Source organism: Bacillus sp. ISL-57, assembly GCF_018613135.1.
Lineage (GTDB): Bacteria > Bacillota > Bacilli > Bacillales > DSM-1321 > Peribacillus > Peribacillus frigoritolerans.
In genome coordinates this window covers 1-16,942 of the sequence record NZ_JAGGQV010000040.1, presented here as the reverse complement: position 1 = coordinate 16,942, position 16,942 = coordinate 1, and the positions used below count along the sequence as shown (strand labels likewise).

The following is a 16,942-nucleotide window of genomic DNA, read 5'->3' as shown; positions in this document are numbered from 1 at the left end:
AGAGTCTAATCGTTCCACATCTTCTTGATAGGAGCTTACTCTTTCCTCGACCTCTTGGTCGAGCATCTCGATTTGTTCTGTTAAAAAATCAATATGCTTTAAAATGGTTTTTAACATGAGGCGTTGATGCGAATTGATATAACCTTTAAGGGCGAGTTCTAGTTCATCTTTCTTCTTTTTCATTGTGCGTCGGGCAAAGTTTGCTAGTTTTTCAGGATCTTCTTCACCTTCGGCAATTGCGTTAAGCATGTCTCGAGCCGAAACACCCATAACGTCTGAAACGACAGAGCCTAGCTTAATATTTGCGCCTTCTAACACTTTTTGGATTCGATTATGTTGTCTAGCACGTTCTTCAATGATACTTCTACGGTACCGAACTAGTTCACGTAGTTCCCGTTGATTTCGATCTGGTATGTAACTAGCTTTTAGGAGTCCATGACGAAGAAGTTTGGCAATCCATTCTGCATCTTTAACATCTGTTTTACGCCCTGGCACTGCTTTCATATGTTGAGCATTCACAACTAAAAACTCAATCTCTTCAGCTTCTAATAAATTAACAATAGGTTTCCAATATACACTGGTACTCTCCATGGCAACATGAGTACAGTTATTCTTTTTAATCCAATCCACTAACTGTATTAGAAAAACAGTTTTTGTTGAAAACGTTTGAATCTCCTTTCCTTCTGGTGTCATAATACATGCAGTAATATTGTCCTTATGGACATCCATACCACATGCTCTTTCAATGACTACTTCCATTGAAAACATCCTTTCTACGGCTCTCAATACAATTGGAGGCTGGTGCAAAAACCAGAATAGGATTAATCTACCATGTGTGCTTCCCGTAAGGGAGCGACAGTCAGTGGTGCACCTTGGTCGTTGGAGTCAGACTAACGGATGGGCTCTAACGCACCATAGTTCATCGACCTTCCTCTCCCAGCCGTAGAATCAGTATTGACCGTTCTGAACCATTTTCATTCTCTGTGGTGAAGCGCTGGTTTTTGCGCTTCATGGATGGCTAACGGGGCAGCATTCCTGTAATAACTGAAAATGAGGTTTGAACGAAAAAAGACCTCTTGATAAGATGAATGTGTCCTAAGCTGGCCAGCTAAAAAAGGACAAAAACATCTATTTGGAGGTCTCACAATGAATTATAACCAAAATCATAAAATCACTCAAATTACTTCTGAAACCTTAATTGTCGGAGTAGATATCGCCAAGCACAATCATGTCGCGAGAGCACAGGATTTTAGAGGATTGGAACTGGGTAAAACTTGTTTCTTTGAAAATACGCAAGCAGGATTTCATTCGTTTCTAGATTGGATTAATCAACTTGTTAAAGAGTGTAAGTTAAATCAAGTAATTGTAGGCATGGAGCCAACCGGTCACTACTGGTTAAATCTAGCTCATCTTCTAAAAGAGAATAATATTAAGTTCGTATCTGTCAATCCACTACATGTTAAACGAAGTAAAGAATTAGACGATAATTCACCTACAAAAAATGACGTGAAAGATGCAAAAGTCATCGCACAATTAGTCAAAGACGGAAGATACGCCGAACCAACAATTCCACAAGGAATTTATGCAGAACTCCGAGTGGCCAAAAAATTTCGCGATCTTCTCAACGTTGACTTACAGGTCGTTCAGGGACAAGTTCATAACTGGCTTGATCGTTACTTTCCTGAATTTTTGACAGTGTTCAAAAGTTGGGAAGGCAAGGCAGCTATTCATTTTCTAAAGCTAGAAGCCTTGCCACATCAACTTGTAAATTATACGGATGAAGAGCTCTTACTTTCCTTAAGACAAGTGGTAAAACGCAGTATAGGCTTAAAGAAGATACGAGTACTCAAAGAAGCAGCCAATCGTTCGATTGGTATTCGTCAAGGGGCAGCTATGGCAAAATTAGAGTTAAGAGCTTTACTAGAGAAGTATGATTTTATTCAAGTGAAATTTGAAGAATTAGATCATCAATTAGATCAGTTATTAGACCATATCCCAGGTGTCACACAGATGTTAGAGGTGTCAGGAATCGGTCGAGATACAGTAGCAGGGTTTTTCGCAGAGGTCGGCGACCTCAGGGACTATCAACATCCTCGCCAAATCGTAAAATTAGCAGGTTTAAGTTTAAAAGAAAACACATCTGGAAAGCACAAAGGTCAGACCAAGATTACCAAACGGGAACGAAAGAAATTGAGAGCTTTCTTATTCCGGGCAGCCATGATACTGGTGGCAAAGAACAAGGCTTTTAAAGCTCTTCATATATATTACACAACACGTTCTCACAATCCCTTAAAGAAAATGCAATCTCTGATAGCCTTGTGTAACAAGCTTATTCGAATTCTGTTTTCAATCGGTAAAAAACAATTTACGTTTCAAGAAGACAAGATGTTAAAGGATATCCCTCATATGGAAACATTTGTGGTACATCAAACAGTCGCATAGTTCATTGAATTTTAAGGTTACACGGCCATTTAATTAACACTCATTTAAAAGTGAAGCACGGATTAGTCGGCAAAGCAACTAATGTGAGGACTTAGATCCTGTGGGGCAGCATGACCGACATCCACCTCATGGAAAGGTTGAACGAAGGAATGTAGGAGCATCGACTCTGTGAGACATGGGAGGGTTGACCTCCATGAGACATGTGGATATCCAAAAGTGCGATCATAACTTTGCTTAAACCAATTTTTTCCTATAATTGGCTAGTTTAGCATACACTTTTTTCGATAAATCCCTATCCTTGAGGAGTAATGCCGAGCTTACATAGATAACGGTTAATGATATGACTATGAAATCCTAAGAATTCTAGAGCAATCGTGAGATTGTGTTTAGTTTATTGAGGGAGTTTAGTTGAATAAGAAAACGAATTGATTGGTGTTGAATTAAATACCTAACTATAGTTTTTATACCAAGATGTAATTGCTGGGCAGGAACAAATATTTAGACAGTTGGTCAGAATATATTGAATTAGAAAAAGAGTCGGCAAAGCGACCCTCTCTAAGATTCTCCGTGTTTAACTTAATAAGTATTTATTCAATGCTTGTTGTAAAGTTCCCAATGTTTGTGCCTTTTCATTTAATCTCATTTCTACGTTTATCATATTTCTAGCCACTTCAGCTCTTATCCCGGTAACCACAGTGTCACATCCCATTAATGAAGTGCCGTCAATAATCTTCATTAAATGATCAATTACTTCAGTCTCCATTTCCATAATTCCAGATAAGTCCATAATCAATGTTTGAATACGTAATTTTCCAATCTCTATTAAAACTTTTTCCTCGAGAATATTCGTTCGGTAAAGATCAACCGCACCAATTAAAGGCAAAATACATATAGTGGGTGTTATTGGTATTATAGGCACCGAAAGATTTTCAACCAATTCTTTTTGAGCCATTATCAATGAATCTTTGTATTGAGAATATGTAATAAAAAAAACATTTAAAAACCTGTCTACTTGATTATTTACTTGTTTTTCTACCGAAAAAAATGCTTCAGTTAAAACCTTATTCGTTACCTCGTTATATTCTTGTAGGAACTTCCACAAGGTTCTTCGAATGGCTTGCACCCACTCTAATTTGAAAGATAATGGAATTGCGTGTGTCGCCCAAGCTATACCTTCTTGTTTAGCAAATGATTCAAGTTCTTGTTCGTTACCCTCAATAATGTATTGAATCAGCATATGGGCATTATTTATCAGGTCAATATTAACGACCGTTAGAATTTCTTCAATTTTTTCTTTCACATTAGATGCTTCGTTTAATAATGAATCTTCAAAATCCTCTTTATTTTCTTGGATGAATTCCAGTAATTTATATGCATCTAGTGACACCTTCATAATATAATCCCCCTATTTTTTATATGCCAAAACTACAATTACCCTGTTTTTATAATTACTAAACCCGTTTACCTATAAGCTTCTAATTTAAGGGGAAAATCAATGTATTTATGTTAATTAATATTGTGAAGATTTCTACTTAAACTCCCATGAAAATTAAAAAAGCTCAAAATCCAGAAAAAAGACCCAGTAAAAACGCTTTTTAAAAAAAGGCTGAGCCTTATGAGTGATCTGATTGAGTTTGGTAAATCGTTAAACAAAAACCTCCAATCAAAGCAAATTAAGTAGAGGCTAGCGCGACGACCAAAAAAGGATTAATCTCCCATGAGTGCTACCCATAAAGGGCGCCACAGTCGGTGGTACACCGTGGTCGTCGGAGTCAGACTAACGGATGGGCTCAAAGGCACCATAGTTCAACGACCTTCTTCGCTAGCCATTAAAACATTATCGACATAGAGACCAATTTTCATTCTCTGTGGTGAAGCGCTGATTTTTGCGCTTCATAGATGGCTAATGGGTGCGTTAGCTGAAGATCAGAGCTGTCTTTAAGGCAGCTCTTTCTTATGCAACTATCGGGGCAGTTTAGTTCAATAAAATTATTTTATTGATTTTAGTAAATATTGGAGTAAATACTATAAAATGTAATATATTAGAAGCAGACTTTTGGGGTAGGTGTAAAAAGTGAAATTAAAAATATTGTTGGTTGTAGTTTCATTTATTCTTACGTATATTACTTTTAATACTCCGGGGATAAGTGAAATGTGGTCTTCATCGGGTATTTTTGAGGTATGGAGTTTTTGGTTATTAATTATGATTTTTTTCTTCTACATAAAGAAAAAAGATTGAATTTCTTGTTCAACTAAAAGGTGCAAGAGTTGAAGAATATATGATTTAATTGAACTTTATCACTTTAGGAATTATAGTTGAGGAGTCCAAGATTAAATGGAATTATATCCCAAGCGAACTGAGAAATATAAAAGGAAACAGCCTCCAGGCATTTTGTTTTTTTTTGGAAGTTTTTATCTATTAATTGAATTACTTCCTATCCAATATAGGAACATATGGACAGCATTGGGTGTATCCCTGGGTATATCTCTTATTATTATTATTATTACTCTTTTTGTGGTTATTGATAGAATAAAGGGCTGGTATTATACAAAGTGGATTGTGTTTATTCTTATTTTTATATTGGGTGTAGGTTTATATATCTTCAATGACATAAATGGGAATTAAGATGCAACTATTCTAATTTAACTAACGGGTGCTTTACTTCATTACTAGGAGCTGATTAGCAGCTCCTTTTCTTATAGAACTAAAGGGGCAGGATAGTTGAAGAACGAATGTGGTTTTTAATGGTAAAATTAACCTGATTATATTTATTAAGTAGTTTACGTGATATAGAAAATAAATTAGGAGTTGTTTTTATGTTTGACATTGCCTTGATTTTGATTATAGCTTCTGCTGGGGGAGTTATTGCTATTACCGGCTTCCTCGTTATATTAGATCGAAGAATTTTAGAACCTAAGAAAGAACTTCAACAAAAAATCGATAAACTAGAAGAAGAGGTTCAAATATTAAAAAATCACAAATAAAAACTAGCTTTAATGAACTAACAGGTGACGTTAGCTGAAGATAAGAACTGTCTTTAAGGCAGTGCTTTTTAAAAATGTTTTAATGAGAGATAAAGAGAGGGGGAATTTTCAATGAGTAAAGCAATTATTTTTGATATGGATGGAACCTTATTTCAAACAAATTTAATTTTAGAACCTGCCCTAAAAGAAACATTTGATGTACTACGAAAAGAAAATTTATGGGATTCAAAAACACCGATTGAGCAATATAGGAAAATTATGGGTGTACCTCTACCGGTTGTATGGGAAACACTTTGCCCAAACCACTCACTAGAAATACGAGTAAAGAGTAATGAGATTTTTCATAAAAAGCTTATAGAACTAATACAAGCACAAAAAGGTGCATTATATGCTGATGTGGAGAGAACATTAAATGAGTTAAGTAAAAAGTATCCCTTGTTTATTGCCAGCAATGGACAGATAGAATATTTACAAGCAATTGTAGAAACTTATAATTTGGATAGGTTTATTCAAAATACATATAGTATCCAACTAATTAGATCTGGGCATAAGTCAGATTTAGTGCAAATGGTGAAAAATAAAAATCAAATTGGAAAAGGTTACGTTGTCGGAGACCGGTCTTCAGATATATCTGCTGCTAAGGATAATGAACTTATTGCAGTTGGTGTGAACTTTGACTTTGCTCAAGAAGATGAATTAAAACAAGCAGATTTTGTAGTGAATAACTTCAAAGAAATCTTAGAGTTAGTTTAAATTCTAAAAGGCCGCCAATGAAGTGAACCCAAAAAGCCGGTATAGAAGAGGAATTAAGTATGAAAGAAACCTCTAAGGATTTAGAGGCTATTAGAGAAGCTTTAAATTATAATAAATGGTGCTTTGCAGGGCATTCAACTGGAGGAATGCTTGGTTTAATTTATGCAACAATGTTTCCAAAATCTCTGACAAAACTATTAGTTGGAGGAGCAACTGCTACTAAAAAATATATGGAACACGAAGGCAGTATTTATAGTCCTCGTAGTCCACTAAATAAAAAACTGAAAAAGATTTTTGCTGTATTAAAACCTCCTGACTCTACCACTGAAGAGCGAAGGGATGCTAACAGAGAATGGACTAATATGTCTTTATATAACAAAGAAAAATGGGATGAATATTTTAAAAAACCGAGCAGTGGAAAAGTTGTACAAAAAAGGCTAGATTATTATTCTTTTAATGACCTGCCAAACTACGACATTCAAACTGAACTGTATCAGGTTACTATCCCGACCATTGTTTATTGTGGAAGACACGATGCCCAATGTCCTCTTGTTTTTTCTGAAGAAATAAATGCAGGTTTGAAAAATTCCAAACTTTATATTTTTGAAAAAAGTAATCACGTACCGTATTTAGAAGAGAAAGAAAAATTCCTTCAGATGGTTTCAGATTACAAAGGACTGATAACGAAAACCTATTCTTAATGAACTAAACGGTGCGTTAGCTGAAGATCGGAGCTGTCTTTAAGGCAGCTCTTTTCTTATGGCACTAACGGGGCAGGTTAGTTCCACAAGCACAGTGTATTCGTACTGTGCGACTTGCGAATTAAGTTTGGTATATAAGTGAAAAATAAAGTAACTATATTTAACCAAATTTAAGGATGTGCAACTTGTTTAAAAAAAATTGTTCCTCACAGCCACTTTGTGCTTTACTGTAACCCCTGGAGCTTATGCGAATGTTAATAATGCTGAAACTCAAAAAGCTTATTTTGAATTAGGTTACGAATCAATCTATGATTCCTTAGTAAAACAACGTTGAACTAACAATTCTAGAATCAATATAGATTGAATATCTATAAATGAACTACTGGTTTGTGAAAGGGTGGTAAAATGTCAATCATATTGATTTATGGAGGTGCCATTGACGGTTCAATGAAATCAAATATTAGTGGTATTGATCCAAGTATCGGCTCGTTATATGATCGCTTACAAGTTGCCCAGTTTGATAATATCTTCAACGTTTTACCTGCATATGGTGTTTCTGCTCTACGAGATGTGGTCACAACAAGTGGAAATGGAAGTGTGAACAATACTAATGGAAATGGATATATTTTAACTACTACCGCCTCAGCAAACGACTCTGCTATTTTAGATACGGCAGAACGTGGCCGATTTAACAGTGGTACAGCTTTTGAAACAGGTGTAGCTATTCAGATTCCTTCTCCACCAACAGGAAACCAAAGGATAACATGGGGAATATTTGATAATGATAATGGTCTGTACTTTGGCAAGGATTCCGATGGAATATTTATTGCAACAAGAAGAAATGGAAATGAGAATGTTAAAGTTTATCAGTCCCAATGGAATATCGATAAATTAGATGGAACTGGACCAAGTAAGTTAACACTAGAGCCAAGTAGGGGATATATGTACCAAATTAGATTTGGAAGTAATTATGGCATTGTAGAGTATCGAATACTTATGGTCGATCCAACTAATAATTTAGAAAAACCAATAACATGTCATAGACAATCTACTATATCACAACCTATTGTAGGAGACCCTAACCAACCAGTTTGTGTCCAAATCCAAAATGGTGCTACCGCACAATCTCTTACTGCTAACGTGAGAGGGAGATATTATGCTAACTTAGGTACAGCTAAGCCATTGAACCGGATGACCTCAGAGCGTAGATTAAATGCTTCTACTAATAATACTACTTTTGTGCCACTTGTCAGTTTTCAAAAAAAAACGACATTCCCCTCAGGAGCAACCAAAAGTAACTCCATAAATGTAACCGTTAATGGTTTTGATCTTATTACCTCTGTAGACGTTGTTTGGCAATTAAGACAAGGCTCAACTCTTACTGGAGCAAATTGGGTTAATCCAAGTGAGACTTTATCTAATGAAACATGTTGTTTTGCAGATACATCAGCTACAGCAATTAATGTATCCACAGGCGTGAAAATAATGAGCGGTCTTGCTGCTTCCGGTAATCGTGCCGCATTAACATCATTCCCAGTGGACATAGTCATGACTGGGTCTACTCCTGTAACATTATGTGTAAGAAACATAACCTCAAATACAGGGACAGTTAGTGCTGTTCTGCGTGTACAAGAGGAATGGTAAATAATCACCAATCTATCTAATATCATTAATAAAACTTCCTACAGATATTGTATACTGCTGTCCATTTGGTAATTATTTAAGAAAAAAGCATTTAGGACACTTTTACAATTATTAAAAATATTGTAAATACGCTTATTAGTAGGTAGTTTACCGTCACCAAAATAAAAAAGATTAATAAACTGGAACAGGACAAGTATTTCTTTTAAAAAAATGTCCTAATTCTTTTAGAAAGTGGTGACTCTAAATGCCTATTATCAAACCTTTTATGGCTTCAAGAAAATTCACTGCCACAATAGGAGATGGCACAGGTACTGGGGCAACGTTTGCTATTGCAGCAACAGCCTTTACGAATGATGCTGGTGCAGCTGCAACCGCATTTCCAGGTTCATTTGCCTATTATGTTTTATATATAAATGCTCAGATTCAAACAGCTGATACCTCAACCCTTACTACTACTACTATAACTATTCCAGGTGGCGATGCACTCGATGCTTCAACTCCAATTGTTGTTGAAGTTGTAGTCAACTAATACTCATGATTTGCCAATGACAAAATGCCGGTAATCAACATGGTGATTGTTCGGCATTTTGTCATTGGATGCGTAAGAACTTTCCACTTTTTCTTTATCCATAAATTATTACAAATTGAAGAATAATAGGGGATCCAGATAGGGGTATATCGTTAGAGAATGTAAGTTTTCCCTGTTCTACGATGTAATTTATATTTGGCTGTAATATTCCATTTATAAATAAGTTTATATAAGATACGCTGTTTGGATTAAGAATACCAGAGCTTCTGTATTTTAATACTCCATCTTGATTGGTATAAATCCTTTTTATGCCGTCAGAAATTGCAGTATATTGAAAAGTTTTTACCTTTAAAATGTTATTTGGATTTGGGTTTTCCCTCACTGGATAAATATTTGGACAACCTCTTGGTGGACTTGGTGATAAACAAATATTTTCATCATACAGTCCTGTTTTCTTTTGTTGCTGGTACATGCTATGATAACCGATTAATTTCTTAGTCATAACTTGCTATCAATTCCTCCTTTTTGGATAATGATGCTCCGAAAATCTCTGTATTTGTTCTTTATCTCCCTTACACTTATATATTCAATTCTTTTGGTTCAGGTATGGGTTCTACAGCTTCTATAATTTTCACATCCTGTTCCTGTTCCCTCCATTTACACATACAACATACTCTCTTCTTTATCCATCTTTACTCCTTCCGCCGTCGACTGCTAAGCCGTGAAAGTACAGAAGGCCAAAACCTAGATAGATTGAAAACTCACAAAATATAGGGTAGACGAAATTGTGAAGGATTGTACTTAAACTAACGGGTGCGTTAGCTGAAGAACGGAGCTGTCTTTAAGGCAGCTTTTTCTTTATGCAACTAACGGGCAGGTTAGTGAAAGAAGGATTTTCCATTTTCCACACAAATGAAAAGGTGTTAAATGATATGATAAAAGAAAAAATTCTACCTTACTTGATTTTTAGGGGGAAATATATTCTTGAAAATAGTTAGAATTATCTTAGCAATAGTGGTTAGTGTTCTATCAGGTTATATTCTAATAACTCAAACCTTGGGGATAATGCCGTATTATATGTTTTTTCTTGGGGCACTAATATTGGTGATTGGATTAGCCGAACTTCAAAAAGACAGAAAAATTTGGGGGTATATGAATATTGCTATCGCTTTATTTGTTTTCTTTGCTTCCATACAGGATTTCTTAATGAACTAACGTGCGTTAGCTTTAGATCAGAGCTGTCTTTAAGGCAGCTTTTTCTTATGGAACTATCGGGGCAGGATAGTTTAATAAGAAATCACACGTAAATAGGTTATTGGCACAAATAAAAAGCCCTGAAGGGCTTTCTTATTTTTATAATAATCCTCTATATTTGGCTGCTCTTTTTAACTCTTCAATATCCGCATCAGGGAGTTTCTTTCTTCCAGATAAATGATCAATAATTTCTTTATCAGTAAATTCTTTGGTTTTATCAGCCTTTTCTTCTCTCATATCTGGATCAAAAACACTACCAAAAGTAACCCCTTTAACAAAAGATTTAGCCGCATCTTTTAAAACATTTGTCTCTTTTTTATTCTCCATACTATCCCCTCCTATAATCTATACGAACAGACTGTATAAAAGTTCCGAATATAATACCTTTATAAGTATAGCCTAAAAAAAGTATTGTATATAATATACAGTTTAGTTAAGTTAATCAACTTCGGAAGGATCTTAATGAACTCCCTCAGTTTAATAGATAATGCTCACGAATACTCGCTTATTCGCAGGATTTCAAACCACATGGTATAGGTTGCTTTAGATGAACGAAAGAGATAGGACCGTTTTGATAAGATGAGGGCAGATTGAAATAGGGGATCTGTTGAAAATCCCATATTATTACATATACTGCACGCATTCTCCACGCTGCCCCTGAAGGCTTTCCCTCCCATGTCTCAACGGGTCATAATCCTATGCCCTTTCATTCCTTCGTCATGCCTATCCAAGGGGTGGAGGCCGGTTTTGCTAACGGAACGGGTCATTGCCCTTTTGTTCATTACATCCAGTACTTCGTGCTTTCTTTGAAATCTTACGAATAAGCCAACTTTCGTTAAATAACAGTGTGAATGTAAATTTACGCTGCTAGTTGTTCAAGAGGGAAGACCATTTCCGGTTTATAGGCAGAGCCATTACGAGCAATCCCTACTAGGACACGGGCGAGTTTTCCACATAGTTTCATGATGGATTTCATTTTCTTAATCTTCTTCACTTTAACATTGTTCGAGTGTAGGGCTTTAAACTCGGGGTTATTTATCACCAAACTCATGGTCGTAAGGAAGAGGTAACGCCGCAGGCGTGATCTTTCACGTTTGGAAAGAACAATTTGGCCTTTCCACTTTCCAGAGCTTGCCTCAGCGAGATGCAATCCTGCATGACGAAGGAGCGCATTCCCGTGAGCGAACCCACTCAGATCTCCAGCTTCGCCTAAGATGCCCGCCAGTGAAATCTCACTGATTCCTTTAATGGCAAGTATTTGCTTAACGAATGGAATCTGTTCCAAGACATTTGTGACTTCTTGCGTCACTCTTTCGAGTTGGGATGAAGCGAGATCATATTCCTCTAATAGCTGTTCCAAGTGAAGTTTATACGCATCAAGGGCTTGTTTCGTACCAATTGAACGCTTGGCCAACGCAAGCAGGGAACGGGCTTTTTTATGCCCGGAATGTCGCTTCATACATGATTTCCACCCGGTTACGATATCTTGAGGCTGTAAGGAACATAATTCAGCTGGGGTAGGAAAGAGGCGTAGGGTTGCGATGGCTCCTTTACATGATACGTCTTTAAACACTTGCCGGAGCTCAGGAAAGACCACATCCACCCAGCGATTAATTTGGTTGATGGAGCTAACAAGACGTTTAACGATCACATCTCGGTTAGCCATAAGAACACGAAGTTTTTCAAATGATTCTGAAGTGGAGCGAACGAAGGCATAGTAGCCATTCTTCACCATATCAGCGATGACAAGGGCATCCTTTTTATCACTTTTGGATTGCGTATTATCACGATTTTCTTTGTTTCTTTTGACATGGTGAGGATTGACCGTGACGACATCCATGTTTTGTTTGACTAGCCACTTTGAAAGGTTTATCCAATAATGACCGGTAGGTTCCATTCCGACTATCGTTGTGTCTAGATTTTTCATATGTTTTAGTTCCTTGATCCAGTTTAGTAATTTAGTAAAACCCTCTTCGTTATTTTCAAAAGACAAAGGTTTCCCGACCACAATGCCCCGAAAGTTTACAGCTCGGGCCACGTGTACGTGTTGGGCAATATCTACACCAACAATTAGATGTTGATCCGTAATTCTCTCAATTAGTTGATTTTGTTTGTTTTGCATTTTAAAATTCATAGTAGGGCTTCCTCCTTAAGACTCTGAGTTAGATTGGACTCTATACTCGTATCTTACTGAGGGGCTCTATTTTTTTCAAACCTGATATTTAACGATCTACAGGAATGCTAACGGGTGCTTTAATTCTATTACTTCTTTTTCGAGCCATTCATAAGAAAAACAATAGTGATTCATATTATTGTGATTTAACATAATAGAATTATATAAAAAGGTGAAGAAAAAAATAAGGAGGTTTATTAATGGGATTGTTTGATTTCTTTAAAAGAAAGACTCAAGATGTCGCAGCTACAGTTGAATCAAAAGCAATTATTAATGTTGAGGAAGTACTACAAGAAGAGGAAGTACTGCAAGAAGAGGAAGTAATACAGGAAGAACAACCGAAAAAAGAAGAGCCAATTAAACGATTAAATTTTTTTATAAAAGGAACGTTCGTAGAAGAGCACCAAAAGGCAATTAAAAGGTTAGTTAAAGAATTGAAACAAGCTGAGTATTTTTACTTTGAACCATATGATGGTCTTAAAAACAAAGAAATAAAAGAAGACTATTTTGAAGAAAGAGTATATGAATACGGAGGTCAGCCTTTACCTAAAGGATATTTGGAAAGTGAAGATTCTAATGAATATGATAAAAATGCTATAAAAGTTTTACTTACTAATTTGGACGGAGAAAAGATACATATTGGATATGTTCCGAAGGAATTATGTTTAGAAATTAGAAGTTTAAAAGAAAAATATGAAACTTATGTAGCACCAACTTTAGAAAAGGGTAAATATAAAATGGCTCTTTATGATGAATTCGGAGAAGAAAAGGTAAAAACATACACCGATGAATATGAAATAAAATTATCTTTAAGTTTTTGGGAAACACTTCCGGAATCCTTGAAGAATATTATCTAATTGTTGCTGATTACGAATCGGCTGAGATCTTTTGGTTGTGCCATCTTTCATCGACCTTACTTCTTTCATTCAAAATCAGTGTCTTGTTAACGGTAATGGAAATCATGTTTGAAGAACAAGCCCACAAAAAGTACCCTTCATGGGTCTTTTTTGATGCAAAATTGTTTATAGAGCATTCATTTTAGAGTTAGTCCTTATTGAACTAACGGGTTAATGTCGATTCCTTAGGTTGAACTGACCCCATAAAGTTAGACAGGTTATTTCGTTAGGCAGCCCGTTGGGCATGAGCTCGGTATTGTACCGGGCTCATGCCTTTTAATTTTGCCTGGGTTCGTTTGTGATTATAACTAGAGAGGCGATTATCGAATGAAGCTTGAAGTGAAAAAACGAGAGATTTTTATGATTGGTTTAAATGAGTATTCTAATGTAGAAAAAGTGGTGGAAAAAATGCTAGATCGTCTACTGGATACATACATTACATCGTCACTGAGAAATTTACTTATATCGGATTCCATTGGACATTTCTTCTAAATTAGTCCAATTTAATATACGAATAGAATTTTTGTCTCTTTCAATAATTTTCTTTTGGGAAAGAGAATGAATAACTCGATTTAGATGGCGATATGTAGTGCCAAGTAAATCAGCAATCTCTTTAATATTGGAAGTCTTTAGCTCTATTCCAAAGTTATTATCAGGTTCAGGTGATATTGTGGACATAAGGTAACTCGCAAATTTGTTTTCCACAGATGCTAATAAATTTACACGAGAAGCTGTTGTACAAGTTTGAAGCTTATAGCTTACATGTTCTAAAAGTATATGTAAAAACTTTGGGTTATCCATTTCATGTTGTTTTATATAATCAAAATGTAGTCCAATGAACAAGCATTCATTAACTGCTTTAACTTGTGATTGGACGGGAACGTCACGAATTAATTCAATATCACCAATAATGGAAAACGGTTGAACAAATCTTAGTAAAAGTGATTTTCCAGTTTCAACACTTGAGGTTATTTTCACTTTCCCTTCCACTAAAAACAATAGTGATTCCAGTTCAATTCCTTCAAGTAAAATAATTTCATCTGGTCCATATTGCTGCAATGTAAATGGGATTTGCTTTTCTTGGTCAAACATTTTTTCTATATGATATTCTCGTAATTTTGATTCAAGTAGCTTCAAGTCCTGAATAAACTTCATATAAAACTCCTTTTGAGACATTTGTCCTTTTCATTATAAGATAAACTGATATGATAAGAACAATAAAAAATTGTAGGAGTGGCATAGAATGAAATTTGTGTTCGATTTAGATGGGACAATTTGCTTTAAAGGTCAGCCTATTTCTGAAAAACTACTAGTATCATTAGAAAAGCTAATATCACAAGAGCATGAGGTCATTTTTGCTTCAGCTAGGCCAATACGTGATTTACTCCCCGTCTTACACGAGCGTTTTCATCAATATCCAATGGTTGGTGGAAATGGATCAATGGTTGCAATTAAAGGAAAAATCATATCAACGATTAGTTTTGATGAAGAAACGCTTGCAAATATTGTTCAATTACTTAGAACTTATAACGCTTCTTATTTAATAGATGGTGATTGGGATTATGCCTATACAGGGCCAGCTACACATCCAATTTTGAATAACCTTGATCCACAAGGACGTGCTAAAAACGTTAAATTGGATAAATTAGAGTCAATCGTGAAAATTTTAGTGCTTACTTCAGATAATATGGAAGAAGTTGAAGAACGGCTTAGCAATATGAATGTTGTGGTTCACTCTCACGGAAATGAGGGAATTTTAGACATAAGTCCAAACGGGGTAGATAAGTGGAGTGGCTTGCAACAATTGGGTATAGAAGAGAGAGAATATATAGCATTCGGTAATGATGCTAATGATATTACGATGTTTCAACATGCGATGTATTCAGTTATGGTTGGTGAAAATTTACAACTAACCCCATTTTCATCTGAACAATTGTCATTAAGTGAGGATATAGAAAAACTTCTAGTGAAAAGACTTAGTGAATTAGGAGATTTAAACTCAATAAAAAAGTTGGTAAACATATAAGAAGTAACCTATCTAGAGAAGTTTATTTGCTTTAGAAAAGACATGAATGATCTCCCATTATTTCAAAAAGCTCACTATTCAGTGGTAATCGGTGAAATGAACCTCTTCTTATGATAGCGAAGGATCAAATTTTAAGTGATGAAAAAGTCGAACAAAATATTATATCTAATCTACAAGAGCTTAGTACAATATTTGTTTAAAAGGATAATTATTAATTTTACTTTTCTTCTAAACATCAATAGTATGATCAATTTTAATATATTATTATGAGAGGTGGAGGGAAGTTTTGAATCAATTCCTAAAGAAAAGACATTCAGCCTTAAGAGATGCCGAAAGGAAGGCTGAAGAGCTATTCAGAGTGGTTGATGAAAAAGGTATATTACGTGATGGTGTAACTGAAAAACAAATCAATAGAGAAATTTATGAATTGGCCTTTCGAATGTTCGGAATTAAGAAATATTGGCATAAACGCATTGTGCGAGCTGGAAGGAACACATTATTTCCTTATAGAGAAAATCCACCAGATTTAACCGTGTCGGAGGAAGATATTATATTTCTTGACTTTGGTCCCATCTTTGAAGACTGGGAAGCTGATTTCGGCCGGACATACGTTCTTGGAGAAGATCCAGTCAAAATAAAGCTTCGTAATGACATTAAACAAGCTTGGGAAGAGGGAAAAACCTTCTTTCAATCCAGGCCTAATATTACAGGTAGTGAACTCTACGCATTTGTTTGTGATCTTGCAAAAAAGTATGGATGGGAATATGGAGGTCCGCACGCCGGTCATCTTATTGGTGAGTTCCCTCACGAACGAGTTCAAGGAGAAGAAGTTGAGAACTATATTCATCCTGATAATGAAGTTCCCATGGGAGAACCTGATAGAAACGGTCAACCACGAGATTGGATTCTAGAGATACATTTTATTGATCGAGACCTAGAAATAGGCGGTTTCTATGAACAGTTATTAACAGTTGAATAGATGGGGATAGTAGGGTATGGAGACCACTCTAAGATTAAAAGACGATTTCTGTAACAAAATGTTCAATTTTGTTACAGGGATCTGTTAGTTTTGTGAAATCTATTCTCATGTTGAAGAAATTCGTCCAATTGTATTGTTTTGATTTTATTTTAGTGAACCGCATTGCACCATTATCACCTTCAGGTCGATCACGTTTCGTACCTGTTAAAGATATCAATACGTTCAAATTATTGATACATATATAGCACTTTAAGGGTTATTTAAAGTTAGGAAGATTTTATCTTTGCTTATTCAAGAAAAGGTCGCGATTCTTGAATAAGAATCGCTTTTCTTAATGAACTAACGGGTGCGTTAATTGATGATCGGAGCTGTCTTTAAGGCAGCTTTTTTGTATGAAAATATCTTAGTAAAAAGTCATGCTAAAATAAACCCTCCATATTCTCATTTTTTTTTTTCGAAGGGCGTAGATGTACTATCTCGTTATTTTAACTGGTTATGCACTTTGTTGTTTAGATGAAGCGATTGAATAGCCTTTCTTTTTTAGGTATTCGATCATTTTT

Annotated in this window: 16 protein-coding genes and 1 pseudogene; 10 read left to right on the top strand and 7 right to left on the bottom strand. The window is 35.5% G+C overall.

What is annotated here, in order from left to right:
- Positions 1-759, bottom strand: a 759-nt coding sequence (locus J7I90_RS26815; protein ID WP_214774910.1) for an IS110 family RNA-guided transposase, incomplete at its 3' end; no start/stop codon positions are given.
- 387 nt (positions 760-1,146) lie between these two features.
- Here J7I90_RS26815 and J7I90_RS26810 point away from each other — a divergent pair.
- On the top strand, positions 1,147-2,442 hold the full coding sequence (locus J7I90_RS26810) for an IS110 family RNA-guided transposase (protein ID WP_214774908.1): 1,296 nt from the start codon (positions 1,147-1,149) through the stop codon (positions 2,440-2,442).
- Between the two features lie 571 nt (positions 2,443-3,013).
- Here the strand turns inward: J7I90_RS26810 and J7I90_RS26805 are convergent.
- Positions 3,014-3,838 carry an STAS domain-containing protein gene (locus J7I90_RS26805; protein WP_396020459.1) on the bottom strand — a complete coding sequence of 275 codons (825 nt, stop codon included), beginning with the start codon at positions 3,836-3,838 and terminating at the stop codon, positions 3,014-3,016.
- Positions 3,839-5,259: 1,421 nt separating this feature from the next.
- Between J7I90_RS26805 and J7I90_RS26800 the strand changes: the two genes are divergently transcribed.
- The 5 genes from J7I90_RS26800 (at position 5,260) to J7I90_RS26780 (ending at position 9,054) form a co-directional block, all read left to right on the top strand.
- Positions 5,260-5,427: a hypothetical protein gene (locus J7I90_RS26800; protein ID WP_214774905.1), complete on the top strand. Its 168-nt coding sequence runs from the start codon at positions 5,260-5,262 to the stop codon at positions 5,425-5,427.
- 111 nt (positions 5,428-5,538) lie between these two features.
- Entirely contained in the window at positions 5,539-6,180 is a 642-nt protein-coding gene (locus J7I90_RS26795) for an HAD hydrolase-like protein (RefSeq protein WP_214774904.1), read from the top strand.
- A gap of 59 nt (positions 6,181-6,239) precedes the next feature.
- Positions 6,240-6,881, top strand: a complete 642-nt coding sequence (locus tag J7I90_RS26790) for an alpha/beta fold hydrolase (protein ID WP_214774903.1) — start codon at positions 6,240-6,242, stop codon at positions 6,879-6,881.
- Between the two features lie 405 nt (positions 6,882-7,286).
- A complete protein-coding gene (locus tag J7I90_RS26785; protein WP_251025492.1) occupies positions 7,287-8,525 on the top strand; it encodes a hypothetical protein in 1,239 nt (412 codons plus the stop codon).
- A gap of 244 nt (positions 8,526-8,769) precedes the next feature.
- On the top strand, positions 8,770-9,054 hold the full coding sequence (locus J7I90_RS26780) for a DUF4183 domain-containing protein (protein ID WP_214774902.1): 285 nt from the start codon (positions 8,770-8,772) through the stop codon (positions 9,052-9,054).
- A gap of 94 nt (positions 9,055-9,148) precedes the next feature.
- On the opposite strand, the gene J7I90_RS26775 is transcribed toward J7I90_RS26780, so the two are convergent.
- Entirely contained in the window at positions 9,149-9,556 is a 408-nt protein-coding gene (locus J7I90_RS26775; protein ID WP_251025491.1) for a DUF4183 domain-containing protein, read from the bottom strand.
- 482 nt (positions 9,557-10,038) lie between these two features.
- Between J7I90_RS26775 and J7I90_RS26770 the strand changes: the two genes are divergently transcribed.
- Complete coding sequence (locus J7I90_RS26770) at positions 10,039-10,269, top strand: DUF3953 domain-containing protein (protein WP_214774901.1); 231 nt, start codon at positions 10,039-10,041, stop codon at positions 10,267-10,269.
- Positions 10,270-10,407: 138 nt separating this feature from the next.
- On the opposite strand, the gene J7I90_RS26765 is transcribed toward J7I90_RS26770, so the two are convergent.
- Together J7I90_RS26765 and J7I90_RS26760 are read right to left on the bottom strand one after the other, a co-directional pair.
- Positions 10,408-10,635, bottom strand: a complete 228-nt coding sequence (locus tag J7I90_RS26765) for a hypothetical protein (protein ID WP_053533520.1) — start codon at positions 10,633-10,635, stop codon at positions 10,408-10,410.
- Between the two features lie 532 nt (positions 10,636-11,167).
- Positions 11,168-12,442, bottom strand: a complete 1,275-nt coding sequence (locus J7I90_RS26760) for an IS110 family RNA-guided transposase (RefSeq protein ID WP_214774900.1) — start codon at positions 12,440-12,442, stop codon at positions 11,168-11,170.
- 239 nt (positions 12,443-12,681) lie between these two features.
- Between J7I90_RS26760 and J7I90_RS26755 the strand changes: the two genes are divergently transcribed.
- The gene (locus J7I90_RS26755; RefSeq protein ID WP_214774898.1) at positions 12,682-13,338 is read left to right on the top strand and encodes a hypothetical protein; all 657 of its coding nucleotides are present in this window, start codon (positions 12,682-12,684) and stop codon (positions 13,336-13,338) included.
- 265 nt (positions 13,339-13,603) lie between these two features.
- Here J7I90_RS26755 and J7I90_RS26750 read toward each other — a convergent pair.
- Both J7I90_RS26750 and J7I90_RS26745 read right to left on the bottom strand, forming a co-directional pair.
- A pseudogene (locus J7I90_RS26750) lies at positions 13,604-13,696 on the bottom strand (IS3 family transposase); the annotation flags it as partial.
- A 137-nt stretch (positions 13,697-13,833) separates the two neighbouring features.
- Positions 13,834-14,532 carry a Crp/Fnr family transcriptional regulator gene (locus tag J7I90_RS26745; protein WP_089364765.1) on the bottom strand — a complete coding sequence of 233 codons (699 nt, stop codon included), beginning with the start codon at positions 14,530-14,532 and terminating at the stop codon, positions 13,834-13,836.
- 88 nt (positions 14,533-14,620) lie between these two features.
- Here J7I90_RS26745 and J7I90_RS26740 point away from each other — a divergent pair, with 88 nt between their 5' ends.
- Together J7I90_RS26740 and J7I90_RS26735 are read left to right on the top strand one after the other, a co-directional pair.
- Complete coding sequence (locus J7I90_RS26740; RefSeq protein ID WP_214774896.1) at positions 14,621-15,403, top strand: HAD-IIB family hydrolase; 783 nt, start codon at positions 14,621-14,623, stop codon at positions 15,401-15,403.
- A 286-nt stretch (positions 15,404-15,689) separates the two neighbouring features.
- A complete protein-coding gene (locus J7I90_RS26735; protein ID WP_214774894.1) occupies positions 15,690-16,382 on the top strand; it encodes a M24 family metallopeptidase in 693 nt (230 codons plus the stop codon).
- The last annotated feature ends 560 nt before the right edge of the window (positions 16,383-16,942 follow it).

Bases quoted from the DNA above. Each gene is read 5' to 3' on its own strand.
- J7I90_RS26810 (WP_214774908.1), top strand. From the start codon at position 1,147: ATGAATTATAACCAAAATCATAAAATCACTCAAATTACTTCTGAAACC.
- J7I90_RS26800 (WP_214774905.1), top strand. From the start codon at position 5,260: ATGTTTGACATTGCCTTGATTTTGATTATAGCTTCTGCTGGGGGAGTT.
- J7I90_RS26795 (WP_214774904.1), top strand. From the start codon at position 5,539: ATGAGTAAAGCAATTATTTTTGATATGGATGGAACCTTATTTCAAACA.
- J7I90_RS26790 (WP_214774903.1), top strand. From the start codon at position 6,240: ATGAAAGAAACCTCTAAGGATTTAGAGGCTATTAGAGAAGCTTTAAAT.
- J7I90_RS26785 (WP_251025492.1), top strand. From the start codon at position 7,287: ATGTCAATCATATTGATTTATGGAGGTGCCATTGACGGTTCAATGAAA.
- J7I90_RS26780 (WP_214774902.1), top strand. From the start codon at position 8,770: ATGCCTATTATCAAACCTTTTATGGCTTCAAGAAAATTCACTGCCACA.
- J7I90_RS26775 (WP_251025491.1), bottom strand. From the start codon at position 9,556: ATGACTAAGAAATTAATCGGTTATCATAGCATGTACCAGCAACAAAAG.
- J7I90_RS26765 (WP_053533520.1), bottom strand. From the start codon at position 10,635: ATGGAGAATAAAAAAGAGACAAATGTTTTAAAAGATGCGGCTAAATCT.
- J7I90_RS26760 (WP_214774900.1), bottom strand. From the start codon at position 12,442: ATGAATTTTAAAATGCAAAACAAACAAAATCAACTAATTGAGAGAATT.
- J7I90_RS26755 (WP_214774898.1), top strand. From the start codon at position 12,682: ATGGGATTGTTTGATTTCTTTAAAAGAAAGACTCAAGATGTCGCAGCT.
- J7I90_RS26745 (WP_089364765.1), bottom strand. From the start codon at position 14,532: ATGAAGTTTATTCAGGACTTGAAGCTACTTGAATCAAAATTACGAGAA.
- J7I90_RS26740 (WP_214774896.1), top strand. From the start codon at position 14,621: ATGAAATTTGTGTTCGATTTAGATGGGACAATTTGCTTTAAAGGTCAG.